The organism is Streptomyces virginiae (assembly GCF_000720455.1).
GTDB classification, from domain to species: Bacteria; Actinomycetota; Actinomycetes; order Streptomycetales; family Streptomycetaceae; genus Streptomyces; species Streptomyces virginiae.
This window is the reverse complement of sequence record NZ_JOAK01000029.1, coordinates 13,300-39,923: the sequence shown is the minus strand read 5'-3', so window position 1 is coordinate 39,923 and position 26,624 is coordinate 13,300. Positions and strand designations below refer to the sequence as shown.

23 protein-coding genes are annotated in these 26,624 nt (G+C 74.9%); 20 read left to right on the top strand and 3 right to left on the bottom strand.

The genetic code is table 11. The annotated features are described in order from the left end of the window. Window positions 1-310: 310 nt before the first annotated feature. A complete protein-coding gene (locus IG86_RS43285) occupies window positions 311-1,663 on the bottom strand; it encodes a COG1470 family protein (RefSeq protein WP_078906099.1) in 1,353 nt (450 codons plus the stop codon). Window positions 1,664-1,851: 188 nt separating this feature from the next. Between IG86_RS43285 and IG86_RS0131530 the strand changes: the two genes are divergently transcribed. The 18 genes from IG86_RS0131530 (at window position 1,852) to IG86_RS0131445 (ending at window position 23,845) form a co-directional block, all read left to right on the top strand. Next, window positions 1,852-2,565 (top strand): helix-turn-helix transcriptional regulator, encoded by a 714-nt coding sequence (locus tag IG86_RS0131530; RefSeq protein ID WP_030831921.1) that lies wholly within the window; start codon window positions 1,852-1,854, stop codon window positions 2,563-2,565. A gap of 185 nt (window positions 2,566-2,750) precedes the next feature. Beyond that, window positions 2,751-5,924, top strand: coding sequence for a DUF11 domain-containing protein (locus tag IG86_RS0131525; RefSeq protein WP_051785526.1), 3,174 nt, complete (start codon window positions 2,751-2,753; stop codon window positions 5,922-5,924). Further along, a complete protein-coding gene (locus IG86_RS0131520) occupies window positions 5,921-6,625 on the top strand; it encodes a Pvc16 family protein (protein WP_030831927.1) in 705 nt (234 codons plus the stop codon). The genes IG86_RS0131525 and IG86_RS0131520 overlap by 4 nt, the downstream gene beginning before the upstream one ends. Before the next feature lie 149 nt (window positions 6,626-6,774). After that, on the top strand, window positions 6,775-8,811 hold the full coding sequence (locus IG86_RS0131515) for an ATP-binding protein (protein ID WP_107051984.1): 2,037 nt from the start codon (window positions 6,775-6,777) through the stop codon (window positions 8,809-8,811). Between the two features lie 169 nt (window positions 8,812-8,980). Then, window positions 8,981-10,546, top strand: a complete 1,566-nt coding sequence (locus tag IG86_RS0131510; RefSeq protein WP_030901466.1) for a phage tail sheath family protein — start codon at window positions 8,981-8,983, stop codon at window positions 10,544-10,546. A 59-nt stretch (window positions 10,547-10,605) separates the two neighbouring features. Beyond that, complete coding sequence (locus IG86_RS0131505) at window positions 10,606-11,046, top strand: phage tail protein (protein ID WP_030031999.1); 441 nt, start codon at window positions 10,606-10,608, stop codon at window positions 11,044-11,046. Then, window positions 11,043-11,540 carry a zinc-ribbon domain-containing protein gene (locus tag IG86_RS0131500; protein WP_030664145.1) on the top strand — a complete coding sequence of 166 codons (498 nt, stop codon included), beginning with the start codon at window positions 11,043-11,045 and terminating at the stop codon, window positions 11,538-11,540. Before IG86_RS0131505 ends, IG86_RS0131500 begins: the two co-directional genes overlap by 4 nt. Beyond that, window positions 11,537-11,695 carry a DUF6760 family protein gene (locus IG86_RS43785; RefSeq protein WP_167344733.1) on the top strand — a complete coding sequence of 53 codons (159 nt, stop codon included), beginning with the start codon at window positions 11,537-11,539 and terminating at the stop codon, window positions 11,693-11,695. Before IG86_RS0131500 ends, IG86_RS43785 begins: the two co-directional genes overlap by 4 nt. Window positions 11,696-11,699: 4 nt before the next feature. Further along, window positions 11,700-14,741 (top strand): hypothetical protein, encoded by a 3,042-nt coding sequence (locus IG86_RS0131490; protein ID WP_030901464.1) that lies wholly within the window; start codon window positions 11,700-11,702, stop codon window positions 14,739-14,741. Window positions 14,742-14,775: 34 nt separating this feature from the next. Continuing rightward, on the top strand, window positions 14,776-15,201 hold the full coding sequence (locus IG86_RS0131485; protein ID WP_030831940.1) for a phage tail protein: 426 nt from the start codon (window positions 14,776-14,778) through the stop codon (window positions 15,199-15,201). 75 nt (window positions 15,202-15,276) lie between these two features. Next, complete coding sequence (locus IG86_RS0131480) at window positions 15,277-16,002, top strand: CIS tube protein (RefSeq protein WP_030664132.1); 726 nt, start codon at window positions 15,277-15,279, stop codon at window positions 16,000-16,002. Next, window positions 15,999-17,816 carry a VgrG-related protein gene (locus tag IG86_RS0131475; RefSeq protein ID WP_030831943.1) on the top strand — a complete coding sequence of 606 codons (1,818 nt, stop codon included), beginning with the start codon at window positions 15,999-16,001 and terminating at the stop codon, window positions 17,814-17,816. Before IG86_RS0131480 ends, IG86_RS0131475 begins: the two co-directional genes overlap by 4 nt. Window positions 17,817-17,882: 66 nt before the next feature. Next, window positions 17,883-18,200: a PAAR domain-containing protein gene (locus IG86_RS0131470; protein ID WP_030831946.1), complete on the top strand. Its 318-nt coding sequence runs from the start codon at window positions 17,883-17,885 to the stop codon at window positions 18,198-18,200. Beyond that, window positions 18,200-18,622: a GPW/gp25 family protein gene (locus tag IG86_RS0131465; protein WP_030664125.1), complete on the top strand. Its 423-nt coding sequence runs from the start codon at window positions 18,200-18,202 to the stop codon at window positions 18,620-18,622. Before IG86_RS0131470 ends, IG86_RS0131465 begins: the two co-directional genes overlap by 1 nt. After that, on the top strand, window positions 18,622-20,607 hold the full coding sequence (locus IG86_RS0131460) for a putative baseplate assembly protein (RefSeq protein ID WP_030901459.1): 1,986 nt from the start codon (window positions 18,622-18,624) through the stop codon (window positions 20,605-20,607). Before IG86_RS0131465 ends, IG86_RS0131460 begins: the two co-directional genes overlap by 1 nt. Beyond that, on the top strand, window positions 20,604-21,176 hold the full coding sequence (locus tag IG86_RS0131455) for a phage tail protein (RefSeq protein ID WP_030831952.1): 573 nt from the start codon (window positions 20,604-20,606) through the stop codon (window positions 21,174-21,176). Before IG86_RS0131460 ends, IG86_RS0131455 begins: the two co-directional genes overlap by 4 nt. 1,298 nt (window positions 21,177-22,474) lie before the next feature. After that, window positions 22,475-23,257, top strand: coding sequence for a zinc ribbon domain-containing protein (locus IG86_RS0131450; RefSeq protein ID WP_078906097.1), 783 nt, complete (start codon window positions 22,475-22,477; stop codon window positions 23,255-23,257). 51 nt (window positions 23,258-23,308) lie between these two features. Next, entirely contained in the window at window positions 23,309-23,845 is a 537-nt protein-coding gene (locus IG86_RS0131445; protein ID WP_030831957.1) for a GNAT family N-acetyltransferase, read from the top strand. Here IG86_RS0131445 and IG86_RS0131440 read toward each other — a convergent pair. Then, the gene (locus IG86_RS0131440) at window positions 23,829-24,725 is read right to left on the bottom strand and encodes an NADP-dependent oxidoreductase (protein ID WP_030901455.1); all 897 of its coding nucleotides are present in this window, start codon (window positions 24,723-24,725) and stop codon (window positions 23,829-23,831) included. The genes IG86_RS0131445 and IG86_RS0131440 overlap by 17 nt on opposite strands. 132 nt (window positions 24,726-24,857) lie before the next feature. Here IG86_RS0131440 and IG86_RS0131435 point away from each other — a divergent pair, with 132 nt between their 5' ends. Both IG86_RS0131435 and IG86_RS0131430 read left to right on the top strand, forming a co-directional pair. Further along, window positions 24,858-25,274 carry a winged helix-turn-helix transcriptional regulator gene (locus IG86_RS0131435; RefSeq protein WP_030831962.1) on the top strand — a complete coding sequence of 139 codons (417 nt, stop codon included), beginning with the start codon at window positions 24,858-24,860 and terminating at the stop codon, window positions 25,272-25,274. Between the two features lie 42 nt (window positions 25,275-25,316). Continuing rightward, window positions 25,317-26,045, top strand: coding sequence for a Mut7-C RNAse domain-containing protein (locus IG86_RS0131430; protein WP_030831965.1), 729 nt, complete (start codon window positions 25,317-25,319; stop codon window positions 26,043-26,045). A gap of 42 nt (window positions 26,046-26,087) precedes the next feature. Here the strand turns inward: IG86_RS0131430 and IG86_RS43280 are convergent, their stop codons facing one another. Beyond that, complete coding sequence (locus IG86_RS43280) at window positions 26,088-26,597, bottom strand: hypothetical protein (protein WP_244306176.1); 510 nt, start codon at window positions 26,595-26,597, stop codon at window positions 26,088-26,090. Window positions 26,598-26,624 lie beyond the last annotated feature (27 nt).

Sequence of the window (26,624 nt, the reverse complement as noted above, 5' to 3'; positions counted from 1 at the left end):
AGGTTGCCACGGTCGGCCCCCATCGCATCCGGCTTGGTCCCGTGTCGTGGACCGTGATTCACGCGGGGCGGGCAGGCTCCCGCCGAGGTGTGCGGAAGAGAGGCTGGAGTCGAAATACAGCCATATTTTTTCGGCTGCCTTACTACCGTCCAGTAGCCACGCAATAGCCGTGGAACGGCGTAACCCCACAGGAAGGCGGGAATGCCGACGACCCGTCACCAGTCCGCCCGGTCGACACTTTCCGGACGGACCGGAGCGGGTCCGCTTTGTTCCTGGGCGAGCCTGACGGACGATGTCCGTGCCGCTCGGGTCACCTGAGGTCGCTCAGCACACCGCTCACGTTGAGGACTTCGTGGCACTCCTGCGCCTGACGGCCGGTGGCCGGCGTGCCCGGCTTTGCACAGGTCACCTGGACGGTCACAGTCTGGCTCTCGGTGATGCTGATGGGGGTGACCCAGTGGTAGTCCTGGTTTCGGAACGTCTCCAGCGCGATCGTCGTGATCTTGCGGTCACCGAAGTTGATCGTCACCACGCCCTCGTCGCCCTGGAAGTTGGCGACGACGAGGTCCGTGATCCCGAACACCTTGCCCGCGGGCACCGTGTAGGAGCCGGTCTTGGACTGGCCGCCGCCTGTCTGCAGGTCGATGGTGGCCGAGCTCTGCAGCCCGCCCCCACCGCCGCCGGTTCCGCCACCACCCGTACCGCCGCCGCCCGCTCCGGGCTGGTTGCCCTTCGCCGCGCCCGGGGCCGTGCCCGCGCCGCCCGGCTGCTTGCCGCCACCGGCCACCGGGGTCTGCCCCGCCCCGTCCGCGGCGGGCGCCGGGTTCCTGGCCGCCTCGGCGGCGGCCTCCTTGGCGGTGCTGCGCACGGCCGGGCGCACCAGCATGAACCAGGCGAGCAGCAGCGCGAGCAGCGCGGCCAGTACCGCGAGCAGCCACGTCGGGAAGATCGGGATCTGGACGAACTCCACGTCCAGCGGCGCCCGTACGGTCTCCGGGTCGGGCCGCGCCGTGGCGGCGTCGGCGTCCTCGCCGTCCTTGGTCTCGGTCACCTCCACGGTGAACGGCCAGGTCACGGGGGTTCCGAACCACACCGGACCGCCGGCGCGGACCTTCAGCACCACCTCGGCGGACTCGCCCGGCTCCAGCTTCAGCGTGGCCGGGGCGAAGTCGAACTTCAGGTCCTCACCGGGCTGCGCGGGCGTGAAGCCCACCCGCACCGGGGAGTTCCCCTCGTTGCGCACGGCGATGCGGTAGCGCCCGCGGAGCCAGCCGCGGCGGCGTTTGGGAGCGCTCTCTGCCCGCAGCTCCCGGAATTCCTCGACGTGCACGGTGGTCTCGGGGACCCGGACCGCCTCGGGCTGCTCGGTGGGCAGCACGCGCACCGCGAGCGGTACGTCCCCGGCCCGCACCTGGGGCGAACGGGGCGGCGCCAGACGGATCGTCACCGTTTCCGAGGTGCCCGGATACAGCGAGACGCGCTCGGGTTCCACCGTGGTCCAGGCAGCGCAGTCGCCGACGACTTCCAGGCGGTACGCCTCGACGATGTCGCTGTCGTTGCGGACGGTCAGGCTCGTGGTGGCGGTACCGCCCGGCATCACCGACACCGGCTCGATGTCGAGGAAGGGCGCGCCAGGGCTGGGAGATGCAGCTGGGGATGTCACGCCCCGACGCTACGCCGACGCCGCCCGCCGGCTCCACGGACGCGGGGGCAAGGCCCCGGGCAGTCCCGATGCCCCCACAGACTTTCCAACTCCTCATGTACGGCCATCGGTTGGGTCTCAGCGTCGAGATCCGAGCAGGCCGGCCAATTCCGTTACCCCACATACGCATCACGGAGCAGGTACGACACATGCGCTGCGCTGACACCAACAGCCCCGTCCTCACGTCCCACACCGGCACGTCCCAGCCCCCCACTCCGGCCCCTCCCCGCAGAACCGGCCGGCGGGTGACCGTGGCCGTGTACGCGTCGGACCCGATCCTGCGCGTCGGGGTCGTCCACCAGCTGCGCCAACGCCCCGAGATCGAACTCGTCCCGGACACGGACGCCGACACCGCGCAGGTGTCGCTGGTGACCGTGGACAGCGTCGACGACGAGACCGCCGCACTGCTGTACCGGCTGCGGCACAACCCCGACACGCGCACCGGGCTCGTGGTCGGCACCTTCGAGTCCGGGGACGCCCTGCAACGCGCCATCGAATGCGGGGTCAGCGCCGTGCTGCGGCGCGCCGAGGCCGACCAGGACCGGCTGCTGCGGCTGGTCCTGGCCATAGCCAACGGCGAGGGCGTGCTGCCCGGCGACCTCCTCGCGAAACTCCTCGACCACATGGGCAGCCTGCAGCGCTCCGCGCTCGACCCACGCTCCGTGTCCCTGTCCACCCTGACCTCCCGCGAGGCGGACATGCTGCGCCTGGTGTCGGAGGGCCTGGACACCGCGGAGATAGCGCGCAAGACCTCCTACTCCGAACGGACCGTCAAGAACGTTCTGCACGAGGTCATCACGCGCCTGCAGCTGCGCAACCGGACGCACGCGGTCGGCTACGCCCTGCGCAACGGGCTGATCTGACCGCGCTGCCGGACGGTGGCGCGCGGGGACGGTGGTGGGCGGGGACGGCCGCCCGCCACTGCCCGAAAGCGCAACGCACGCTTCCCCCGCATCCGGCCCCGCGGCCCTGCCGCACCCGCGGGTCCCGGCCGCAGGGTGGCGGGGTGACAGGCAGCATGCTGGACCGGACTGTGAGGTGGGCCGTGATGGGCACGGATGGGTCCGGCAGTCGGCGACACCGCTGGGGGAGGGCCGGCGCGTCGATGCTGCTGCTGGCGCCCTTGCTCGCGGTGACGGCGGCCGCCGGACCGGGCGACGCCGGGGCGCAGCCCCTCGCGGCCGACGCGGGCGACAGCCGGGTCGCGTACGCCGGTACGCGCCACCGCAGTCTGGGGCGGGTGGCGATCGGCAAGTCCGACACCAGCACCCCGCTCTTCGGCGACGGACCGGTCCACCTCGACGTCCAGCCCGCCGCGCTGGGCGACCAGCTCGTCTTCGCCAGCCGGCGCGACGAGAAGACCCCGCAGGTCTACCTGCGGTCCGCCGACGGCTCGGTACGCCGGCTGACCAGCGGCATGGACGCGGGCAACCCGCGGCTGACCCCCGACGGGCGGTCGGTCGTCTTCGACTCGGCCCAGCGCGCCACGGCCGGCGGCGTCCAGCGCGACCTGTGGCTCGTGCGCACCGACGGCACCGGCCTGACCCGGCTGACCGACACTCCCGCGAACGAGGAGCACCCCACCGTATCCCCGGAGGGCGGACGCCTGGCGTACTCCTCCGACGGCGACCGGGCCGCCGGCCGGCAGGTCTACGTACGCCCCCTGCGCGGCGGCGCCGCCACCCGGCTCACCGACCCGGCCAACGGCCCGGCCACCGAACCGGTGTGGAACCCCGTGGACGACGCCACGAACCGCGACGTGATCGCCTACACCGCCACCGGGGCCTCCGGGCCCCGCCTGCGGTGGACGAACGGCCGCGCCGACGGGCAGCTGCTGGCCGGCGCCCAGGCCGGCTGGCGCACCCGGGGGGCAGCCTGGCTGCCCGACGGGAACGGCCTGCTCTTCCTCAGCCCCGACCGCACCTGTGACTGCAAGGGCGACTGGGACCACGTCTTCCAGGTGCCCGCGCACTCGGCGGACACCCCGCAGCTCGTCTACAGCGAGAACCGCGAGATCGGCTCGCCCACCTGGCTCGGCCCCCTCAAGGGCGGCGGCGCCGTCGTCGAACGGATCTCGGCGGCCGGGCCGCACACCGTGACCCTGCAGGACGCCCGGACGGACGGCTCCGACCCCCGCGACCTGAACCTGACCATCCTCGACGAGGACCCGGCGGCCGACACCAACACCGACCCGGCCAAGGACCCGCTGTTCCAGCCGGGACCCAAGCACGACCCGTGGACGGAGCGGCAGAGCTACACGCCCGACGGGCGCAGGATCGTGGTGACCCGCTTCGAGGGCGAGCCCGAAGCCCGCATCCAGCGGATCTGGACGGCGGACGCCGACGGGACCAACGCATCGGTCCTGCCCCTCGCCGGCCGCGGCCCCAAGGACTGGGACACCGACCCCACCTTCTCCCCCGACGGCAGGTACCTCGCCTTCACGCGCACCTCGCCCGGCGGCGTCGGCCAGGCCGCCGGCCCCGGACGCATCCTGATCGCGGACGCCGCCACCGGCGCGATCCGCAGCGAGATCACCCCGCCCGCGGGCCAGCCCCGCGGCGGCGACGCCCAGCCCACGTGGTCCTCCGACGGCACGACGCTCGCCTTCACCCGCAACCTGGTGATCAACGGCCACGGCGGGAACAAGCACGTCTGGACCGTGCCGGTGGACCACCTGGACCGGCAGCGCGACCTGAGCGCCACCATGTGCCCCGGTGCCTGCGACGTCATCGACGACAGCCCGGCGTTCTCCCCGGACGGCACCACCATCGCCTTCAACCGCAAGAACGGCGGCGGCCGCATCGACGAGCGCAGCGGCATCCTGCTGGCCTCCGCGACCGGCGGCACCTGCCGGGTCCTGCTGCCCGACGCCGCCCGCGACAAGCCGGGGGCCTGCGGCCGCGAACTGCCCGAGACCACCGGCTCCGGGCCCTTCCAGCCCCGCGACGCCGCCTGGACCGCCGACGGCAAGAGCCTGGTGCTCACCGGCCGCGGCGCCCGGGCCGTCAACAGTCCCGAGAAGCTGAAGCTGGTGGACGTGGCGACCGGCGCCCACAACCTGCTCGTCACCGGCCTGCCGGGCCGTCAGAAGGAGCCCGCCGTGCAGCAGTCGGTGGACCTCGCGGTGCGGGCACCCGAGAAGACGCCGCCGCTCACCGTCGGCGGCTCGGCCACCGTCCGGGTGGACGTCGTCAACCACGGCCCGGCGGCCTCCCCCGGCACCCGGCTGACCGTCGCACCCCCGCTCGGCGTGAGCGTCACCGCGCTCACCGCACCCGGCGCCACCTGCGACGCCGCCGCCCTGACCTGCACCCTGGGCGTGGTGCGCCCCGGCACCACCGTGCCGGTGACGGTCACCCTCACCGGCGTCACCCCCGGCGACCAGCCCGTGGAGTGGTCGGTCACCGGAACGGTCCTCGACCCCCGCCCCAGCGACAACGCCGGCCGGACCGTGGTGCCGGTGCGCGAGGCCCCCGTACCCCCGAAGCCGACGCCGACCCCGCCCACCCCGACGCCGGCCCCGCCCACGACCCCGCCCACGACGCCCACGCCCGCACCGCAGCCGCCGGCACCCAAGGCCGGCCCCGGCGTGAGCATCACCGCGCAGCCGAACCCCGGCTACGTCGGCGGCCGCGTCGTCGTCACCTACACCGTCGCCAACGGCCGGAGCGCCCTGGCCACCGGCCTGCGGCTGCGCATCGGCCTGCCCCAGGGCGTCCCCCACGACGGGCCGCCGCCGGGCTGCGACCAGAACTGGACGTGCGTGCTGCCGGACCTGGCACCGGGCGCCCGCAGCGTCCTGCGGGTCGTCCTGAGCCCCGACAAGGCACTGACCGCCCAGGTCACCGCGACCCTCACCACCACCGGCACGGACGCCGACCCCGGCGACAACACCGCGCAGCAGCAGCTGCGCGTCCTGCAGCCGCGCATCGTCGCCGTCCCGCCGATCGGCAGGCCCGGCTTCGTCACCTCGGTACGCGGCGAGGACTTCCCGCCCGGCGCGCCGGTGCGGTTCACGTGGAAGCCGGGCATCACGGCCGCGGCGGCGCCGACCTACCCGCAGGCCGACGGCACCTTCATCGGCCAGCTGCTGATCCTCGCCAAGGACCAGACCGGCCCCCGCGTCATCATCGCGAGCGGCCCCGGCTTCTCCCCGGTGCAGACCGACTTCCTCGTGGTCAACGGCACGGTGCAGCCGCCCGACGAGGTGGCCCGCCGGTGATCCACGAGGTCGACGAAGGGCTGCGGCGGCTGCTGGCGGAGTCCGGCCTGGAGGCGTCGGGCGTCGAGGTCGTCTTCGACGCGCCGACCCGGGACTGGGCGGCCCGCCGCAGCGCGCCCACGGTCTGCGTGTTCCTGTACGACATCCGGGAGGACCCGACCCGGCGCGGCAGCGGCGCCGGCGAGGTGTACGACGCGGACGGCTTCGTCGTCGCGCGCCGCACCCCGCCCCGCTGGTTCGAGCTGACGTACCTGGTCACCGCCTGGGCGGGCAGGCCGCAGGACGAGCACCGGCTGCTGTCGCAGGTGCTGTCCTGCCTGGTGAACACCGACACGCTGCCACCGCGCCTGCTCACCGGCACCCTCGCCGACCTCGGCCTGCTCGTGGACGTGGACGCGGGCGGCACCGGAATGGACGCGCCGGCCGCCTCCGACGTGTGGTCGGCGCTGGGCGGCGAACTCAAGCCGTCCCTCGGGCTGCGCGTGAAGGCCCCGCTGGCCGGCATCAGCAAGGTCGCCGCCCCGCCGGTCACCCAGGGCCTCGTGGTGGACTCCGTACCCCGGACCGAACCGGACGGCGACGGGAGCCCGCGCCGGCTGCGCTACGTCGAGCTGAGCGCGCCGGGGCCGGAAGGCTTCGGCGGATCCCGGGAACGGCCCAAGGCCCCCGCCCGCCGGCGACGAGGAGAACGCCAGCCGTGACGCACACCCTCCAGCCCCAGGCCACCGCGCCGGACCCGGACCCGGACCCGGACCGGGACCCGGACCGGGACCGGGACCCGGACCGGGCCCTCGACGGCGAGGTCCCCCACCTGTGGGCACGGCTCCGGCTCGTCGAGGAACGGGTCCGGATGGCCGTGGACCTGCGGCGCGCCGTCGACCCCGACCCCGACGACCCCTACCGGGGCCAGTACCTCACGCCCGAGGCGGTCGCCCGGATCCTGGACGGGGAACCCGCCCCGGACCTGCCCGCGCTCGCCCCGGCCGGCCCGCCGCCGCCCGGCTCACCGCTCGACGTCCTCGTCACGCGCTTCGGCCTGCAGCCGCTGGACGTGGACCTGCTCCTGGTCGCGCTCGCCCCGGACCTGGACGCCCGCTTCGAACGGCTCTACGGCTACCTCAACGACGACCTGACGCGCCGCCGGCCCACCGTCGGACTCGCCCTCGAACTGTGCGGCCGCGACCGGGCCGCCGCCGCACGCTTCCGGCTCGCCCCCGGCGCACCGCTCGTCGCGGGCGGCCTGCTGGAGGTCAACGAACCCGAACGACCGCCCCTGTCACGGGTACTGGCCGTACCGGACCGGGTCACCGCCCACCTCCTCGGCGACTGCGCGCCCGATCCGCAGCTGGCCGAGGTGCTCGGGGAGGCCGCCGACGACCCGGCCGTCGACCCCGACGAGCTGCACCGGGCCGCCGCCGCGGCCCTGAGCGGCACCGGCCACGTCCACCTGCGCACCCGCGGCGGCGACCCCGAGGGCCTGGCCGCCGCCGCCCTGCGGGCCCGCGGGCTGCGTCCCCTGGTCCTGGACCCGTCGGCGCTGACCCACCACGCCCGCGCCCTGCCCGCACTCGCCCGCGCCGCAGCCCGCGAAGCCCGGCTGCTGGGCGCCGGCGTGCTGCTCGGGCCGCTGGAGGCCCTGCCCGACAAGCCCGACGAACGCGCCCACGTACTGCGCACGCTGTGCACGGTGCTGCGCGGCATCCCCCTGTTCACACACGGCACGAGCGGCTGGGAGCCCGCCTGGGCGGCCGCCACCCCCGTCTCCCTGACGGTGACGGCCCCCTCCCCCGACCGGCAGGCCGCGCGCTGGCGGCACGCGCTGGAACGCGCCGCCGCAGAGCACGGTGAACACCGGGAGCAGCACGGCGAGCCGGGTGGGGCGGCCGGGTCCGGCGAGGTCGAAGCGCTCGCCCGGTCCGTGTCCGCGCACCGCCTCGACGCCGGGCAGCTGCGGCGCGCCGCCGACACCGCCTCGCGCACCGCCGCGCTCGACGGCCGTCCCGTCTCCCCCGCCGACCTGCGCGCCGCCGTACGGGCCCAGAACGGCGCGGGCCTGGCCCGCCTCGCCCGCCGGGTGGAGCCCGCCGTGGGCTGGGACGATCTGGTGCTGCCCGCCCCCACCCACCGCCGGCTGCGCGAACTCGCGGTGCGCGCACACCACCGCGACCAGGTCCTCGGCCAGTGGGGCATGCGCCCCGGCGGCGGCCGCGGACGCGGGGTGATCGCCCTGTTCGCGGGCTCCTCCGGCACCGGCAAGACCATGTCCGCCGAGGTGGTGGCCGCCGACCTGGGCATGGACCTGTACGTGGTGGACCTGTCCACGGTCGTCGACAAGTACGTCGGCGAGACCGAGAAGAACCTGGAGCGGATCTTCACGGAGGCGTCCGCCGTCAACGCGGTGCTGCTCTTCGACGAGGCCGACGCGATCTTCGGCAAGCGCTCGGACGTGAAGGACTCCCACGACAAGCACGCCAACATGGAGTCGGCCTACCTGCTCCAGCGGATGGAGTCCTTCGACGGCATCGCCATCCTGACGACCAACCTGCGGGCCAACCTCGACGAGGCGTTCACCCGCCGCCTCGACGTGATCGCGGACTTCCCGGTGCCCGACGCCGCCCAGCGCCGGGCCCTGTGGGAACGCTGCCTGGGCGACCGGCTGCCCCGGGCCGACGACGTCGATCTCGGCTTCTGCGCGGAGCGGTTCGAACTGGCCGGCGGCTCGATCCGGTCCTGCGCGGTGACGGCCGCCTACTTCGCGGCCGCGGCGGGCGGACCGCTGACGATGCGCCAGGTGATGACCGCCGTCGCCCAGGAGTACCGCAAGCTCGGACGCCTGGTCCTGGAGGGCGAGTTCGGACCGTACCTGGGCCAGGTCACGGACGTGTGAGCCGCGGACGGGGCATTCGGGGCGGGCGCGCTGCCTGGACGGCCCGGCGGAAACGACCGTGAGGGCAGCGCACTTGCCCCTGACCAGGTCCGCACGCCCCTGCCGACTGCGACGCACGCGCACGAGGCTGTGACCAGACCTGATTGCAAGCCGTGACGAAGGAGCGAGCATGCCGACGTACCTCACCCCGGGCGTGTACGTGGAGGAGGTGCAGTCCGGTGCTCGCCCGATCGAAGGGGTCGGCACCGCCGTCGCCGCGTTCGTCGGGTTCGCCCAGAGCGGGCCCTTCCACGAACCGACGCTGGTCACCAGCTGGGACCAGTACTCCCAGCACTTCGGCGGCTTCACCGAGGGCACCTACCTGCCCCACGCCGTCTACGGCTACTTCGCCAACGGCGGCGGAGCCGCGTACGTCGTCCGCATCGGCGGATCCGACCGCGCCGACGCCTCCTCCGCACCGGCCGCCGCCGGATCGGTCCCCCAGCCCCGTGCGGCGCAGCCCGTCGAGCTCGGCGGCTTCCTGATCACGGCGCGGCCGGGCATCACCGGTGTGTCCGTGGAGATCGCCGACGCGGACGGGGAGAACCCGCCCGAGGACCGCTTCAAGCTCCTGGTCCGCCAGGGCGAGCAGGTCGCCGAGACCTTCGAGGCCTCCGCCCGCAAGAACGTCAAGGGCTACCTCGTCACCCAGGCGCGCGCCTCGAAGCTGATCGAGGTCACCGAGCAGCGGTCCGCCGCCCAGACCCGGCCCGCCGGCCAGACCGTGGCCCTGCCGGACGCCCCGGCCGCCGTGCCCGCCGGGACCGGCAACGGCACCGTGTCCCGCCTCGACCCGGCCGAGTACGTCGGCGACGCGGGCGCCCGCACCGGCTTCGCCGGCCTGGAGACCATCGACGAGATCACCATGGTCGCGGTCCCGGACCTGATGAGCGCCTACGAGCGCGGCGACATCGACTCCGAGGGCGTGCGCACGGTCCAGCTCGCGGTGATCTCCCACTGCGAGCAGATGGGCGACCGGGTGGCCGTCCTGGACACCCCGCCCGGCCTCTCCGCACAGCAGGTGCGCACCTGGCGCAACGACGAGGCGGGCTACGACTCCCGCTACGCCACCCTCTACTACCCGTGGGTGCGGGTCTTCGACCCGGCCGCCGGCCGCAACACCACCGTCCCGCCGAGCGGTCACATCGCCGGCGTGTGGGCGCGCAGCGACGCCGAGCGCGGCGTGCACAAGGCCCCCGCCAACGAGGTCATCCGCGGCGCGGTGGACCTGGAACTGCGCCTGAGCAAGGGCGAGCAGGACCTGCTCAACCCGATCGGCGTGAACTGCGTACGGGCCTTCCCCGGCCGCGGCATCCGGATCTGGGGCGCGCGCACCCTCTCCTCCGACCCGGCCTGGCGCTACCTGAACGTGCGCCGCCTCTTCAACTACCTGGAGGAGTCCATCCTCCTGGGCACCCAGTGGGTGGTCTTCGAGCCGAACGACGACCGGCTCTGGTCCAGCATCCGGCGCAACGTCACCGCGTTCCTGACCGAGGAGTGGCGCCGTGGCGCCCTGTTCGGCCGCACGGCGGCGGAGGCGTTCTACGTCAAGTGCGACCGGGACAACAACCCGCAGGAGTCGATCGACCAGGGCCGCGTGGTCTGTGAGATCGGTGTGTCGCCCGTCAAGCCCGCCGAGTTCGTGGTGTTCCGGCTGGCCCAGTTCTCCGACAGCACCAGCCTCGTCGACGAGTGACCCTCCGGGCCGGCGGCACCGGCGGGACCAGCAGCAGCAAGGAAAGGTGAAGGACAGTCATGGCAGAGGGCGATGCTCTTTCCACCCATATCTTCGGCGTGCAGCTCGGCGGCTACCTGGTCGAATCGATCCAGGAGATCAGCGGCCTGACCGTCGAGGAAGAGGTCGTCGAGGTCCGCCAGGTCAGCGCGGAGGGCAAGCAGATCATCCGCAAGCAGCCCGGCGCGCGCCAGGCGGGCGAGGTCACGATCACCCGGGGACTCGACAAGAGCAGCGAGTTCACCAAGTGGATCAAGGAGACCCTCAACAACGGCGCCGTCGACACCGCGCGACAGAACCTCACGATCGAGATCAAGGACTCCACGGGCGCGACCATCCGCCGCATCCAGCTGATGCAGGGCTGGGCCTCCAAGTGGGAGGGCCCCTCCCTCAAGGCCGGCGAGTCCGCCGCGGCCACCGAGTCCGTGACCATCGTGTTCGAGGAGATCATCGTCGAATGAGGCGCCGTACCGTGACCGCGGGCAGCCTGGAGGAGATCCTCCAGGTCACGGCGCCCGCCCAGGCCCCGGAGCAGGCGGCGGCACCCCCGGCCGCCGCCGCTCCGGCCCCGCGCGAGGACCACGGGCTGCGCACGGAGTTCGAGTTCGAGCTGCCGCGCGGTTACGTGGACGAGGCGGGCACGGTGCACCGGCACGGCGCGATGCGCCTGGCCACCGCGCGCGACGAGCTCCGCCCGCAGATCGACCTGCGGGTCAAGGAGAACCCGGCGTACCTGAGCGTGGTGCTGCTGAGCCAGGTGATCACCCGGCTCGGCACCATCACCGACGTGCACGCCGGGGTCGTGGAGCGGATGTACGCGACCGACGTCGCGTTCCTCCAGGACTTCTACCGGCGCGTCAACAGCGAGGGCCACACCCGCGCGGCGGTCACCTGCCCGCACTGCGACGGCGGCTTCGAGGTCGACCTCTCCGGTGGGCGCCTGGGGGAATCGTGACGTACGCGCTCCCCCGGCTCCGGGAGGAGATCGCGTACATCGCCTACCACTTCCACTGGCGGCGCGACGAGATCCTCGACCTGACCCACGGCGAGCGCCAGGACTGGGTCACCGAGATAGCTCGTATCAACACCCGTGTGAACGAAGGCGGTTGAGCAGATGGCATGGCGGGACAGGCTGCGTCGGCGCACCGCCGTGCCGGACACCGCGGCGACGGCGCCGGCCTCCTCGGGGCCGGCGCCCGCGCCTGCGTCGGCGCCGGTTGAGGTGCCCGCCGACTGGGACGGCGGCTGGCGCACGACCGCGCCGCCCGCGCTGACCGTGTCGCGCGCGGCCCTGGGCGTCAGCGACGGGCTCGCCTTCCGCTCCGGCCTGGCCGCGTGGCGCGACCCGTCCTTCGACACGGGGCTCGGCCACGGCCTGCTGCCGTCCGCCCCGGCCGGACTCGTCCGCGGGGTCGCCCGCCCCGCCACCGCCCGGCCCACCCACAGCGGCGGCGGCCCGCTGCTGCTGCGGGCGCTTCCCACCGAGCCCGGCGCGGAGCCGGAGCCCGGGGCGGGACCCGTACGCGACACCCCGCAGAGCTCGCGCCGTACGCGGCCCGGCGCCGCCTCGCCGAGCCGATCCGGATCCGGGGCGGGGTCCGGATCCGGGGCGGGGTCCGGATCCGGGGCGGGGTCCGGATCCGGGGCGGGGTCCGGGGCCAGTTCCGCTCCGGACGCCGTACGGCCGGCACCGGCCTCGGACCGAGGCGCGAAGACCGGTACGCCGGGCCCGGTCGTCTCGCGCGCCCCTGCCCGGGCCGGCGCCGACGCCGCGAAGCCGGACACGCGGCTTGCTGCGGCGAGTTCCGTGACACCGTCCCGCGAACGGCCCCAGGACGGATCCGGATCCGGTGCGCGGGGCCTCACCTCCACCCGCTCCGCAGCCGTGCTCGGGGCGTCCGCCCCCGGCGTGCAGCGGGCCGCCGCCGTCTCCCCTGCCGAGCCCGGCCGTACGGCGGCCTCGCCCGCGCAGTTCCCGGTGGTCCGCCGTATCGCGGTGGTCCCGGGGGCATCCGGGGCACCCGGGGCGTCCGCCGAGGGGCAGGCCGGCGCACCCGTCCAGCGCGCCGCTGCCCGTGCATCCGGGTCCGACGCACCTGGGGACGCGCGGCCCGACCGTACGGGCCGGGGGTCGACCACTGCGGTCCGGCCGCGCCCCGTCGGCCGTGCGCTCACCGCCGCGCGGGTCCCTGCCATGCCCCGGCGCCGCGTGGCCGCTGTCCGTCCCCCCGCCCTGCCCGCGGCCGGCCCGGGCACCCCGGTGCAGCGTGGGCAGACCCGCGCCCCGCTCGGCACCCCGCTCACCGAGGTGCCGCCCGCAGTCACACCCTCGACGCCCCCCGTCCCCCCTGCCGCACCGGCCATGCCGACGGTGCAGCGCCAGGCGGAACCCGCCGCGAGCGGACCGGCGCCGGTTCCGGCGGAGCCGGTGCGCACCCGCGCTCCGCTCGGCGCGCCGCTGACCGAACTCCCGCCCACGGCAACGCCGTCGAACCCTGCAACGGCTGCCGCGGGCCCGGCCATGCCGACCGTGCAGCGACAGGCGGAGCCCGCCGCGAGCGGCCCGGCACCGGCTGCCCCGACCGCTCTGCCTCCCGTTCAGCGACAGGCAGAGCCCACGGCGAACGGACCGGCGGCCGAGAAGCCGGTACGGACCCGGGCGCCGCTCGGCGCGCCCCTCACCGAACTCCCGCCCACGGCAACGCCGTCGAACCCCGCACCGACTGCGCCGGGCCCCGCGATGCCCACCGTGCAGCGACAGACGGAACCCACCGCCGCGAGCGGCCCGGCACCGGCTGCCCCGACAGCCCTGCCTGCCGTTCAGCGACAGGCAGAGCCCACGAAGAACAGCCCGGCGCCGACTCCGGAGAAGCCGGTGCGCACCCGCGCACCGCTCGGCGCGCCCCTCACCGAACTCCCGCCCACGGCAACGCCGTCGAGCCCCGCACCGACTGCGCCGGGCCCCGCCATGCCCACCGTGCAGCGGCAGGCGGAGCCCGCCACGAGCGGACCGGCGCCGGAGATACCCGGCCGGCGGATGCGGACCCGGGCGCCCCTCGGCGCGCCGCTCGGTGAACTCCCGCCCACCGCGACACCGTCGAAGCCGGCCGCAGGCCCGGCGGTGACTCCGGCCATGCCGACCGTGCAGCGCCAGGCGGAGCCCGCCGCGAGCGGACCGGCATCCGTCGGCCCGCGCGTGCGCAGCGGTCTCGGGGCGCCCCTGCCGTCGATGCCGGCGAGTGCCGCCGTACCCGCGTCCGGCGCCTCCTCCGGGTCCCGGGGGCAGGCGCCCCTGCTGGGTGCGGGCCCGTCCGCCACGCAGCCCCGTACGGGTGGGCCGGCCGGGGTGCGTCCGCCCGTCCAGCGGGCCACCGCCACCCCGCGGCCCTCCGGCCCGGTCCCGCTCGTCGCCGTCCGTGCCGTCGGGGGGACGCCCGCGCCGGAGGCGACCGCGCCCCGGGCCCTCCAGCTCCTGGCGGCCCGGCCCCTGTCCCTCGGCACCCTCGACGTGGCGGGCATGGGGGCCGCGCCGGCCGCCGCCCCCGGCCCCCGCCCGGCCGGCCGGCCGGTGGTCCCCGCACGCTGGTCCGCCCCGTCCACCGGCGCCCCCCAGCAGACGCAGCAGACGCAGCAGACGCAGCCGGTCCAGCGTGCCGCCGACGGCAGGCGCAGCCCGGCCGCCGTACCGCCGCGCCCCGCACGCCCCGTGCGCCCGGCGCCCGCGTCACCTGCGGCCCGTGCCGCGGCGGCCCCCCTGCCCGTGACCGGCCCGTACACACCGCCGCTCGTGGTCCAGCCGGCACCCGCCGCCGCGGGCGCCGGGCCCGTGCCCGTCGTACGGCCCAGGGCGTCGACCCCCGCCGCAGTCCCGGGCCCGGGGCCGGGCCCGGCCGTTCCCGCGCCGCCGCCGAGCGGCCCGCCGCCCCCCGTACAGCGGGACACGGGCCGGGCCGGCCGGACCGGTACCGGGACGACCGCCCCCGCCGCAGCGGCTCGCCGGCCCGAGGGCGCGCGCGAGAACGCGCCCCACGGCGGCGGCGACCTCGACCTGGACGACCTGGCACGGCGTCTGCTCGACCCGGTCGCCCGCCTCCTGCGCACCGAGTTGCGGCGCGGCCGGGAACGCGCGGGCAGGCCCTTCGACGGGCGCCGCTGAGAACACGTACGAACGAGAAACGGACGACGGACCGATGACGGACAACATCTTCGCGACCAGCGTGTTCTTCCGGCTGGCGATCGGCGGCAACGACCTGGGCGCCTTCCACACCTGCTCGGGCATGGGCGCCGAGGTCGAGATGGAGAGCTACGCCGAGGGCGGCAACAACGGCTTCACCTGGCAGCTGCCCGGCCGCGTGACCTGGTCGAACATCACCCTCACCCGGCCCGTCACCGCCGACACGGCGAAGATCGCCCGCTGGCTGGACGAGACGCTGCGGCGGGTCGAACCGAAGGACGGCGAGATCGTGGCGCTGCGGCCCGACCTGAGCCGGATCATCAGCTGGCAGGTCTTCGGGATCGTCCCGGTGCGCTGGCAGGGGCCGTCCTTCGACCCCGCCAACTCCGCGGCGGCGGTGGAGACCCTGGAGATCGCCCACGCGGGCCTGCTGCCCTCCTGACCCCGCAACTCCACCTCGCCCCTGCACCGTTCGCCCCCGTCCCGTTCGTCGCCGCCCCGGAAGGAAGTCCACGGCATGGCATCCTCGGCACGCGCCAGCCGCGCCCGGGCCCAGCTCACCCTCAAGGAGCCCCCGGCCTCGGTCGGCGCCAAGCCCGGCGGGACGATCGCCCGGCTCGACCTGCAGTTCAACCCGTCGACCCTGCAACTGGGCAAGACCACCGAATGGCGGCGCTCCCCGTCCCGCATGGCGGGCCAGTCGGCGCTGCCCGAGTTCGTGGGCAGTGGCCCGCGCACCCTGAGCCTGGAAGTGTTCCTCGACGCCACCGCCACCCACGACAACTCGGTCGAGCAGGCGGTGGAGAAGCTGATGAAGGCGTGCGTGCCGACCCCGGCCAGCCTCGGCCGCAAGAAGCCGGCGAGCCCGTGGGTGCGCTTCGAGTGGGGCAGCGCGCGGACCACCTCCTTCGACGGGGTCCTGTCGAACCTGTCGGTGTCGTACACGCTCTTCGACGTCGACGGAAAGCCGCTGCGGGCCACCTGCTCGCTGTCCATCGAAGAGGCGAGCGTCGACCCGCCCGGTCAGAACCCGACCTCCGGATCACGCACCGCCCGCAGCACGCACACCGTGGTGGCGGGCGACAGCCTGGCCATGCTGGCCTGGCGCGAATACGGCGACGCGACGGCCTGGCGGGTCATCGCCGAGGCCAACGGCATAGACGACCCCATGGCCCTCGTACCCGGCAGCGAGATCGTGGTGCCGGGCACACGGGACCAGCACGGCGAGGAGGAGCAGCGGTGAGCGGGTCCGAGACCGGGGGCCGGTCGTTCGCGGCAGACCCCATCGTGGAAGCCCCCGGCGAACTGCCGCAGATCTGGGCGGCGCAGCTGGTCAGCTGCGTCGTCGACGAGAACGTGGGCCTGCCCGACACCGCGGTGCTCACCTACCGCGACCCCGACCACGAGTTCCTGCGCGCCACCGGCATCACCATCGGCACCCTGCTGCGGGTGTCGGTGGCGACCGTGAAGGGGCAGTCACGGGAACGGCTGTTCAACGGCGAGGTCACGGCCCTGGAGATCGACCGGGACCGCACCGGCTCGTTCACCGTCGTACGCGCCTACTCCAAGGCGCACCGCCTCCAGCGCGGCCGCAAGGTCGTGGCCTACCGGAACATGACGGCCGCCGCCATCGTCCGCAAGGTGGCCGCCGGCGCCGGACTCGCCGTCGGGAAGGTGGAGGCCGCTCCGGTCACGTACAAGCAGCTGTCCCAGGCGAACGTCTCCGACTGGGACTTCCTGCAGTTCCTCGCCGGGGAGAGCGGCGCACAGGTCCGCGTCGACGACAAGGGGCTCCTGCAGTTCACCCGGCCCGTGAAGGCTTCGGGGGCGCCCGCCCCGTCGACGTCGGCGGTCCGCGACCCGATGGTGCTGGAGTACGGGCGCAACCTCATCGCCCTGCGGGCCGCGCTGACGGCCGCCGACGGCGCGTCGAAGGTGCAGGTGCGCGGCTGGGACGTGACCACGAAGCGGCCGCTGGTCGCCGAGCAGCCGTCCGTGGTCAGCGACACGGTGGTGCCGGGCCTCGGCCCCCAGACCGCCGCACGCTTCGGTGCGGCGGCCGTGCCCGTCACCGACACCCCCTACCGCACGCAGGCCGAGACGACGGCGGTCGCGAAGGCGGCCGCGGCCCAGATCAGCTCCGGCTTCGGCGAGCTGGAGGCGGTCGCCGAGGGCAACCCGCTGCTGCGGGCCGGCAAACCGGTCGCGCTCGGCAACGTCGGACAGGCGTTCTCCGGCCGGTACACCGCCACCGCCGTCCAGCACGTCCTGGAACCGCACGGCGGCTTCCGCACCACCGTGTGGGTCAGCGCCAGCCCCGACCGCTCCCTGACCGGCCTGGTCACCGGCGCCAACGCCCCCGGGCGCGGGCCGCGCATCCCCGGCCTGGCGATCGGCGTGGTGACGGACGTACGCGAGCCGAACGGCTCCCAACGGGGCGCGGTACGGCTGAAGTTCCCGTGGCTGGACGACACCTACGTCAGCGACTGGGTGCGCACGGTCCAGTGGGGCGGCAAGGGCGGCGGCGGCGTGGTCAGCCCCGAGGTCAACGACGAGGTGCTGGTGGGCTTCGAGCAGGGCCTGCTCGACAGCCCGTACGTCATCGGCGGCCTCTACAACGGCGTGGACCAGCCCTCACCGCACGACGTGCCGCTGATCGACAAGACCAGCGGCAAGGTCAACCGCCGCTCGATCGTGTCGCGTTCGGGCCACCGCGTGGAGCTGCTCGACGCGGCGGCGCCCGGGCCCTCCGGGCTGCGGCTGGTGACCGGGGACGAGCGGCTCGAAGTACGCATGGACGACCGCCGGGACCGCATCGAACTCACCGTGTACGCGGGCCGGGGCCGACCGCTGACCTCCGTCCTCCTGGACAAGAACGGCATCACGCTCGACGCCCGCAAGGGCACCGTGAAGGTGTCCGGCCGCCAGGTCGACATCGACGGCACCGCCGGGGTCAGCATCGGCGGCCGGTCGGTGAAGGTGTCCGGAACCGCGGACGTCACGGTCAACGGCGGCCTGCTCGCCGTCCTCAAGGCCCGCCTCATCCGCATCAACTGACCCCCGTACCCCCGTACCCCCTGCCGCCCGCCCCCGCACCACGACCGCCGTCCCCGAGGAGCCCCGATGCCAGCCGCAGCCCGTACCGGCGACCCCACCAACCACGGTGGCCGGCTCGCCACGCCACCGCCCGGCGCCGCCGCCGCGGTGGCCACGGTGCTGATCGGCGGCCGGCCCGCCGCCGTCGTGGGCAGCCTGCACGTCTGCGTGGTCCCGCCGCACGCCGCCCTCGGCCCGGCCAACGTGATCGTCCCCAATCCGGCCGCCCTCACCGCGGGAACGGTCCTCATCGGCGGACTGCCCGCCGCCCGGGCCCGCGACCAGACCGCGTGCGGCGCACAGGTCCTCACCGGCGCCCTCGACGTCCTGATCGGAGGCGTGTGATGAGCGAACGGTTCATCGGCCGCGGCTGGGCGTTCCCGCTGCGCGTCGGACCGACCGGCGGGATCGCCATGGTCGAACGCGAACGCGAGCTGGAAGAGGCCATCCGCCTCGTCCTGGGCACCGCGCCCGGCGAACGCCCCATGCGGCCCGAGTTCGGCTGCGGCATCCACGAGTACGTCTTCGCCCCCGGCGACGGCGACACCGCCGGCCGCGTCGCCCAGCAGGTCCGCGAGGCACTGGAACGCTGGGAGCCCCGCATCACCGTCGACGACGTCGTCGTGGCCTTCGACGCCGTCGAGGCGGGCACCCTCTACATCGATGTGCACTACACGGTGCGCACCACCAACGACCGGCGCAACCTGGTCTTCCCCTTCTACACGATCCCCTCCGAGGAGGGGGCCGAGGAAATGGTCGCGGACTGATGGCCCTGCCCTCCCCCAACCTGGACGACCGACGGTTCCAGCAACTCGTCGACGAGGCGAAGCGGTACGTGCAGCAGCGCGCGCCGGAGTGGACCGACCACAACGTCTCCGACCCGGGCGTCACCCTCATCGAGACGTTCGCCTACCTCGTCGACCAGCTCCTGTACCGGCTCAACCGGGTCCCGGACAAGAACTACCTGGCCTTCCTCGACCTGCTGGGCATCCAGCTGTACCCGCCGTCGGCCGCCTCCGCCGAGGTCGACTTCTGGCTGTCGGCCCCCCAGCCCGACACCGTCACCCTGCCCGCGGGCACCGAGGTGACGACCGAAGTCACGACCGCGTCCGGCGACACCGAGGAAGCCGTCGTCTTCGCCACCACCGACGACCTGCGGATCCTGCCCAGCGAACTGACGAGGCTGGTCAGCGCGCCCCGCGCCGGCGAACCCGCCGACCGGACCGGCGCGCTCACCGAAGGCCGCGACATACCCTGCTTCCAGGCGACGCCCGAACCCGGCGACGCCCTGCTCTTCGGCCTCCCGACGGCCGTGCCGCGCTGCGTCGTCGCGGTGCGCCTGGACAGCCGCGTCGAAGGCGTCGGCGTCGACCCGCGCCAGCCCCCGCTGGTGTGGGAGGCCTGGGACGGCGGCCGCTGGCAGCGCTGCGCCACCGACTCCGACAGCACCGGCGGCCTGAACCGGCCCGGCGAGATCATCGTGTACGTCCCCGCCGGGCACACCGCCTCCGTGATCAGCGGAACCCGCGCCGGCTGGCTGCGCTGCCGGGTCACCGAGCCCGAACCCGGCCAGCCCTTCTACTCCGAGTCCCCCACCGTCCGCGAGGCCGCCGTCTTCACCGTCGGCGGCACCATGACCGTGGAACACGCCGAGCGCGTGAACGACGTACCGCTCGGCGCCTCGGAAGGCGTGGCCGGACAGAGCTTCCGCCTCGGCCGCCCGCCCGTACTCCTCGACAGGGAACCCCCGGTGGTGGAGGTGTCCTCCCCCGAGGGCTGGCAGCGCTGGGACGTCGTCGAGCACTTCGGCCGCTCCGGACCCGACGACCGGCACGTCCGCGTCGACGCCACCACCGGCGAGTTCTCCTTCCCGCCGGTGCTCCGCGAGGCCGACGGCACGCTGCGCGCCTGCGGCGCCGTACCGCCCAAGGGCTCCCAGATCCGCGTGACCCGCTACCGCACCGGCGGCGGCCCGGCCGGCAACGTCTCGCGCGGCGCGATCTCCGTACTGCGCAGCTCCGTCCCGTACGTCGCCCGCGTCACCAACCGGGAGGCGGCACGCGGCGGTGTCGCCGGGGAGACCATCGACAACGCCAAGCTGCGCGCCCCGGAGGCCCTGCGCATGCAGGAACGCGCCGTGACCGCGGAGGACTACGAGATCATCGCCCGCCGGGCGGCGCCCTCGGTACGCCGGGTCCGCTGCCTGCCCGCCACGGACGGCGGACGCGGCGCCGGCCCGGTACGGGTCCTGGTGGTGCCGGACGCCGTCGCCGACGAGGGCGACCGGCTCCGCTTCGAGCAGCTGATCCCCTCCGACCAGGTCCTCACCGCGATCACCGACACCCTCGACGAGCGGCGCCTGATCGGCACCAGCCTCGTCGTGGAACCGCCCGTCTACCAGGGCGTCACCGTCGTCGCCCGGCTGTCTGCACCCGCCGCGGACGCCGACCGGGTGCGCGACGCGGCGCTCGCCGCCCTGTACCGGCACCTCAACCCGCTGCACGGCGGACCCGACGGCACCGGCTGGCCGTTCGGCCGGCCCGTGCAGTACGGCGAGGTGTTCGGCGTACTGCAACGCGCCATCGGGGACGTCCTGGTGGAGGAGATCCGGATGTTCGCCGCCGACCCGATCACGGGACGGCGCGGCGCCCCCGTCGACCGCATCGACATCGGGACGGGCACGCTCGTCTTCTCCTACCAGCACCAGGTGGTCGTCACCGAGCCCGAGCCGGGGACGGGGGTGCACGGATGAGCCGCGCCGCCGTACCCGGCCTCCCCAGCCGGCACCCGATCGGCGGGCAACTGCCCGCGCTGTACTCCGACGACGACTTCGCCCAGCGGTTCACGGCCGGCCTGGACACCGTCCTGGCCCCGGTGTTCACGACCCTCGACAACCTGCCCTCGTACTTCGACCCCCGGCTGGCCCCGGCCGACTTCCTGGCCTGGCTGGCCTCCTGGGTCGGCGGCGCCGACGACCCCGACTGGCCGACCGCACTGCGGCGCGAGGCGGTGGCCCGCGCGGTGGAACTCCACCGGTGGCGCGGCACCCGGCGCGGCCTGGTCGAAGCCCTGCGCCTGGTACTGGGCGTGTCCGCCGACGTCAGCGGGGACGGCACCGCCGTCTGGTCCCGCACGGCCGGCACCGAACCGGCGCCGGCTCCGTCCGGCGAGGTCCTCGTACGGGTGTGGCCGCGCGGCCCGGGCGCCGCGTACGAGGTGGACGCGGACCGGGTCCGTGCCCTCGTCCACACCCTGTGTCCCGTCCACACGGCCTGCCGGGTGGAGATCCTGCCCGGGCCGCCCACGGCCGAAGGGAGCTGACGGCATTGCGTACGTGTCCCGCGTGCGGGGCGTCCACCGCCCCGACGGACGACTTCTGCACCAACTGCGGCGCCTACCTCAACTGGTCCTCCCCCAGCCGCCCCACCCCCCGGGACACCGGGCCCCAGGAGGACACCCCTGACACGGGCACGCCGCGGGAGGGCACGGCCCCGGACACCGTCGCCCAAAGGGGCACGCCTCAGGCCGACATGCCCCAGGGTCCCACCGCCGCGGGCGGGACGCCCCGCAGCGGCACGGCCCGAGAAGCCACACCCCAGGCCGACACTGCCCAGAGCGGCCAGGCCCCGGCGGGGGCCGCCCACGGTGGGCGGACCCAGGAGGGCACCCTTCAGGGCGCCACCCCTGGCACCGGCACGCCGCGACAGGGCACGGCCTCGGAGCCCTTCGCCCGGGCGGGCACGCCCCAGGCCGACACGCCCCGGGAGGACACGGCCGGGAGCGGCGCGCCCGGCGTTGACGCGGCCCACCGTGGCCGGACCCGGCAAGCCACCCCCCAGGGCGGCACGTTGCAGGCTGCCACCCCTCAGGCCGACGCACCCCGGCAGGGGGCAGCCCAAGACACCGCCGCCCCTGGCGGTACGACCCAGGGGCCCACCCCGCAGACCGGCACCCTCCAGAGCCCGACGCCGCAAGGCGGCACGTCCCGGAGCGTGCCGCCCCAGGGCGGCACGGCTCAGGGCGGCACGGCTCAGGGCGGCACGGCTCAGGGCGGCACGGCTCAGGAGGACGCCCGGCGGGCGGCCACTCCTCAGGCCGTCACACCCAGGCAGGGCGCAGCCCAAGAGACCAACGCCCCTGGCGGTACGGCCCAGGGGCCGACCCCGCAGACCGGCACACCCCAGAGCGGCACGGCTCAGGAAGACGCCCGGCAGGCGGCCACCCCTCAGGCCGACACACCCAGGCAGGGCGCAGCCCAAGAAGCCCCCACCCCACGCGGCACGAGCCAGGACGGCACGGCCCGGGAAGCCACCCCGCAGGGCGGCACGGAGTCCGGAGGGGCCGGCTCGTCGGACGCCGCGGCGGCGGAGGCGGGATCAGAGTCGCCCGCGTCCCGCGTGGGGCGGTGGCTGTCCTGGCTGCGCAGGAGGCCCGCCCCGGCCGCGGCCGCCAACGCCGACACCGAGTCCGGCCCGGCCGCGTCCGCAGCCGCAGGCGCGGAGCCCCGGCCGGGTGCGCCGTCCGGCGCCTCGGCGGGATCCTCGCCCGCGCCCGTGGCACCGGCACGCCCCGCACCGGCACGCCCGGTACCGGCACCGCGAGCACCCGCCACCCCACCAGTGGCGTCCCCGGCTCCCGTACTGCCCGCCAGGGCCGTCGCGCCGCGCCCCGTCGTACGCCCCCTCCCGGCGAGCGACGACGTCACCGGCGCACCGTGCCCGGCCTGCGGCACCCCCAACCCGCCCGACCGCCGCTTCTGCCGCCGCTGCGCGACACCGCTGACGCCCACCACCATCGCGGCCCCCCTGCCGTGGTGGCGGACCGTCTGGCCGTTCCGCCGCCGTACCCGGGCCGGCTCCGGCCGCCTGGTCCGCTTCCTGGTGGTCCTGGGCGTCGTACTGGCCCTGTGCGCGGCCGCCTTCCTGCTGCTGCCGGCCGGACGCCACCTCATGGAGGACACCCGGGACAAGCTCGGCAAGGCCAAGGCGGTGACCCCGACCCGTGTCCAGGCGACCGCCGAACTCCCCGGACACCCCGTGGCCCACAGCACGGACGGCCTCAGCAACCGCTACTGGGGCGCGCCCGCCCCCGGCACGTCGGCGACGTACACCTTCGGCAAGCCGTTCCGCCTCGTCGACGTGATCGTCACCAACGGCGCCTCACCCGCACCCGAGGAGTACGCGAAGCAGGGGCGGGCGCTGCGCATCGACATGGAGGTGACGGACCGGGACGGCGCCACGGTCCACAAGAAGCTCGTCCTCAGCGACAAGCCCGGACCGCAGACCTTCCCCCTCGGAATCAGCGACGTCACGACGATCCGGCTGACCCTGGAAGAACCCGCCGGGTCGGCTCCGGACCGGCATCTCGCCCTCGCGGAGGTGGAGTTCTTCCAGCGCGGCTGACCACACACCCGCACGGAGGGTCCCGGCGGGCAGGATGCGTAGGGTGGGCGGATGGAGACGGACGTACGACTGGAACCGTGGTCCGACGCGGACTTCTGGCTGCTGCGACGCGCGAACGAACCCGCCATGACGCAACACCTCGGCGGCCCCGAGTCCGACGAGAAGCTCCTCGACCGCCAGCGGCGCTACGAGGCCCTGAGCGCCCGGGAGCCCGCCGCCGGGCGGATGTTCCGCGTGGTCCTGGAAGCCTCCGGGGAGAGCGCCGGATCCATCGGCTTCTGGGAACGCGAGTGGCGGGGCGAGCCGGTCTACGAGGCCGGCTGGGGCATCCTGCCCGAGTTCCAGGGCCGCGGACTGGCTGTCGCCGCCCTGACCCGGCTCCTGTCCTACGTACGGGAGCACGGATCCCGCGACAGCGTCCACGCCTTCCCCGGAACCGACCACCCCGCCTCAAACGCCGTATGCCGGCGCGCCGGGTTCGAATGCCTCGGCGAGGTCGACTTCGAGTACCCGCCCGGCGTGCCCCACCCCAGCCTCGACTGGCGCTACCGGGTGGGGCCGCCGCGCACGCTCACGGCGTCAGGATGATCCGGCCGCGCACACCCGGCGTCGCGAGCCGGTCGTGCGCCTTCGCCGCCTCCGCGAGGGGGAAGACCTCCGAGACCCGCAGGGTGAGCGCGCCCGCCTCGACCAGGGACACCAGGCGGGCCAGCAGCTCCCCGTCCGCGGCGACCTCCTGCTCCTCTACCCGGACGCCGCGCTCCGCCGCCGGGGCGTGGTTCGGGATCAGGCCGACGTAGACCCCGCCGTCGCGGACGTGGGCCAGCGCGGCACCGCCCAGGACGGCCGCGTCCAGGACCCCGTCCACCGGCCCGGCCGGGGCCCCGCCGCGCGGCACGAAGGCGGCCGCGCCCAGCGACCGTACGAGTTCCTCGTCCCCCGGACCCGCCAGGGCCGTCACCACCAGGCCGGCCCCCGCGGCGAGCTGCACCGCCAGACCGCCGACCACGCCCGCGGCACCGGTGACCAGTACCGAGGAGCCGGGGGCCAGCCCCAGCTGGTCCACGGCGCGGGCGGCGGTCAGGCCGGCCAGCGGCAGCGCCGCCGCGGCCGGTACGTCCACGGTGGCCGGCGCGGCGGCCACGGCGCCGGCGTCGAGCACCACGTACTCGGCGTGCGTGCCCAGCGGCTTCACCGTGCCGTAGTGCAGGCCCACCACCCGGTCGCCGCGGCTCCAACCGGTCACCCCGGGGCCGGCCTCGTCGATCTCCCCGGCGACGTCCCAGCCGAGGCCGAGCCGCTGCCCGGCGCCGCCGAAGACCCCGGCGCGGACCCCCGCGTCCACCGGATTGAGCCCGGCGGCCGCCACCCGGATCCTGACCTGACCCGCCTCCGGACGCGGCACCGGCACCTCGGCCAGCTCGACCCGCTCCGGACCGCCGAACCCGGTCACCACGGCCGCCAGCATCGTCCGCTCGCTCATCTCTCTCCCCGCTTCCGTCGTCTTCGCTCGTTCCGATGACCACTAACCTAGGGAGAGGTACTCTCCTTTCGTAAGTACGTACTCCAAGGTGCGTACCGGACCTGGAAGTGGGTGCCCATGGCCACCAGCACCGCCGCGGCCCGCCGCGAGGAAGCCCGATTCGCCTACGACGCCTTCCTCAAGGAATGCCCCACCGGCCAGCTCCTGGCCCGGATCAGCGACAAGTGGGTCGGCCTCATCGTCAGCGCCCTCGGCGAGGCCGACGACCGCTCCCTGCGCTACAGCGACCTCGGCCGCAAGATCCCCGGCGTCAGCCAGAAGATGCTCACCCAGACCCTGCGCTCCCTCGAACGCGACGGCCTCGTCACCCGCCACGTCACCCCCACCGTCCCCGTCCGCGTCGACTACCGGCTCACCGACCTCGGCAGCAGCCTCGGCTGCCTCCTGTCCTCCGTGAAGACCTGGGCCGAGAACCACTTCGACGAGGTCAGCACCCACCGCGACACCTACGACCGGGCCAACGCCGCCTCCTGAAATCAGGCGCGACCACCCACCCCGAAATGGCATGCTGACAGCGTGAACGGACCCGGCATTCAGCTCACCCTCGCCCCCGAACTGCGCCTCTTCGCCCCGCCCAGCCGGCGCACGGACCGCGTACCGACCGCGACCGACGGCGCCTCCAGCCTCGGCCACGTCGTCGAATCCGCCGGAGTCCCCCTCACCGAGGTCGGCCGCCTCCTCGTCGACGGGCACGAGGTCCCGGTCTCCTACGTGCCCCGAGACGGCCAGAACGTCGAGGTGTTCGGAGTCGAACGCCCCCAGCACATCCCCGGCGCCCCCCTCCGCTTCCTCCTCGACGTCCACCTCGGCACGCTCGCCCGCCGCCTGCGCCTCCTCGGCGTCGACGCCGCCTACGAGAACGAGGACATCGGCGACCCCGCCCTCGCCACCCGCTCCGCCGCCGAACAGCGCGTCCTGCTCTCCCGCGACCGCGGCCTGCTCCGCCGCCGCGAGATCTTCGCCGGCGCGTACGTCTACAGCGACAACCCCGACGAGCAACTGCGCGACGTCCTCGGCCGCTTCGCACCCGCCCTCGCCCCGTGGACCCGCTGCACCGCCTGCAACGGGCCGCTCCACGAGGCCGACAAGGAGAGCGTCGGCGACCGCCTGGAACACGGCACGCACCGCTCCTACGACGTCTTCGCCCAGTGCACCGCATGCGAGCGCGTCTACTGGCGCGGCGCCCACCACGCCCGCCTGGAACGGATCGTCGACGAGGCACTCGTCGAATTCGGCACCGCCTGACGAGGCCCGGGGGCCCGGGAGCCCGGGCCACTGCGCCCGGGCCTAGAAGGCGTACGCGTCACCCGTGTCCAGGGCCAGCACCACGTGATCGTTGTTCGCGTGGTTCCGGTCCGTCGCACCGCCGTTCCACCACGTGTCCACCCGCACCACCACCTCCGGCACCCGCTCCCGCAGCTCCAGCGCCAGCCCCACGTGCCGGCCCCGCCCGTGCAACGGCAACGGCCCCGTCTCGCACACCACCTCACGCAGACCCGCCCGCGCACAGCCCTCCGCCAGCTGCTGCCGGTCCGCCAGGTCGGCAGACAGGCGCACCCGCAACGTCGCGTTCGGCAGCGCGGCCGGCCCGTCGTTCTCCGGAACCAGCCACACCCGCAGCTGCGACCCGGACAGGGCCACCCGGCCGTGGTACGACACGTCGGCCTCCGGCCCGGCCCCCACCCGCGCCCCCGGCGACACCGGCGCCCACACCGACGCCTGCGCCGGCCCGGGCACACCCGCCCCGAGCGCCAGCAACCCCGCCACCACCACACTCCGTACGGCGACACGGCGCACCGCCACCACCTCCTCGCATCTCGCGCG

What these genes read in the sequence shown, in the direction of transcription:
- IG86_RS0131490 (WP_030901464.1), top strand. Translation starts at nt 11,700, where the DNA reads ATGGCATGGCGGGACAGGCTGCGTCGGCGCACCGCCGTGCCGGACACC.
- IG86_RS0131480 (WP_030664132.1), top strand. Translation starts at nt 15,277, where the DNA reads ATGGCATCCTCGGCACGCGCCAGCCGCGCCCGGGCCCAGCTCACCCTC.
- IG86_RS0131445 (WP_030831957.1), top strand. Translation starts at nt 23,309, where the DNA reads ATGGAGACGGACGTACGACTGGAACCGTGGTCCGACGCGGACTTCTGG.
- IG86_RS0131485 (WP_030831940.1), top strand. Translation starts at nt 14,776, where the DNA reads ATGACGGACAACATCTTCGCGACCAGCGTGTTCTTCCGGCTGGCGATC.
- IG86_RS0131470 (WP_030831946.1), top strand. Translation starts at nt 17,883, where the DNA reads ATGCCAGCCGCAGCCCGTACCGGCGACCCCACCAACCACGGTGGCCGG.
- IG86_RS0131530 (WP_030831921.1), top strand. Translation starts at nt 1,852, where the DNA reads ATGCGCTGCGCTGACACCAACAGCCCCGTCCTCACGTCCCACACCGGC.
- IG86_RS0131525 (WP_051785526.1), top strand. Translation starts at nt 2,751, where the DNA reads ATGGGCACGGATGGGTCCGGCAGTCGGCGACACCGCTGGGGGAGGGCC.
- IG86_RS0131515 (WP_107051984.1), top strand. Translation starts at nt 6,775, where the DNA reads ATGGCCGTGGACCTGCGGCGCGCCGTCGACCCCGACCCCGACGACCCC.
- IG86_RS0131460 (WP_030901459.1), top strand. Translation starts at nt 18,622, where the DNA reads ATGGCCCTGCCCTCCCCCAACCTGGACGACCGACGGTTCCAGCAACTC.
- IG86_RS0131440 (WP_030901455.1), bottom strand. Translation starts at nt 24,725, where the DNA reads ATGCTGGCGGCCGTGGTGACCGGGTTCGGCGGTCCGGAGCGGGTCGAG.
- IG86_RS0131505 (WP_030031999.1), top strand. Translation starts at nt 10,606, where the DNA reads ATGGCAGAGGGCGATGCTCTTTCCACCCATATCTTCGGCGTGCAGCTC.
- IG86_RS0131465 (WP_030664125.1), top strand. Translation starts at nt 18,200, where the DNA reads ATGAGCGAACGGTTCATCGGCCGCGGCTGGGCGTTCCCGCTGCGCGTC.
- IG86_RS0131500 (WP_030664145.1), top strand. Translation starts at nt 11,043, where the DNA reads ATGAGGCGCCGTACCGTGACCGCGGGCAGCCTGGAGGAGATCCTCCAG.
- IG86_RS0131435 (WP_030831962.1), top strand. Translation starts at nt 24,858, where the DNA reads ATGGCCACCAGCACCGCCGCGGCCCGCCGCGAGGAAGCCCGATTCGCC.
- IG86_RS0131510 (WP_030901466.1), top strand. Translation starts at nt 8,981, where the DNA reads ATGCCGACGTACCTCACCCCGGGCGTGTACGTGGAGGAGGTGCAGTCC.
- IG86_RS0131455 (WP_030831952.1), top strand. Translation starts at nt 20,604, where the DNA reads ATGAGCCGCGCCGCCGTACCCGGCCTCCCCAGCCGGCACCCGATCGGC.